Source organism: Streptococcus sp. GMD1S (genome assembly GCF_000296875.1).
Classification (GTDB): Bacteria; Bacillota; Bacilli; order Lactobacillales; family Streptococcaceae; genus Streptococcus.
In genome coordinates, this window is record NZ_AJQY01000428.1 from 1 (window position 1) to 563 (window position 563).

Annotated in this window: 1 protein-coding gene; it reads left to right on the top strand. The window is 46.5% G+C overall.

Features of this window, described 5'->3' with window-relative positions:
- On the top strand, nucleotides 1–563 hold a 563-nt coding region (locus GMD1S_RS10800; protein WP_000674124.1), incomplete at both ends, for an ABC transporter transmembrane domain-containing protein.

Genomic DNA, 563 nt, shown 5'->3' on the forward strand with positions numbered 1-563 from the left:
CTTCTTGCAGCCTTTGGGATGTACTATCTGCGCTATGTTTGGCGTATGTATATCCTTGGGACTTCTTATCGTCTGGGACAGATTATGCGGTCTCGCTTGTTTGAGCATTTCACAAAAATGCCTCCAGCCTTTTATCAGACCTATCGTACAGGGGACCTGATGGCACACGCTACAAATGATATCAATGCCTTGACGCGTCTCGCAGGGGGTGGTGTTATGTCTGCGGTGGATGCCTCGATCACGGCTTTGGTGACTTTGCTGACCATGCTTTTTAGTATTTCATGGCAAATGACCCTAGTTGCCATTTTACCCTTACCTTTCATGGCTTATGCGACCAGTCGTCTAGGGAGAAAGACCCACAAGGCCTTTGGCGAATCCCAAGCTGCCTTTTCCGAACTTAATAACAAGGTACAGGAGTCTGTATCAGGTATTAAAGTGACCAAGTCTTTCGGTTACCAGGCGGACGAGTTGAAGTCCTTTCAGGCAGTCAATGAATTGACCTTCCAGAAGAACCTGCAAACCATGAAATACGATAGTCTCTTTGACCCTATGGTTCTCTTATT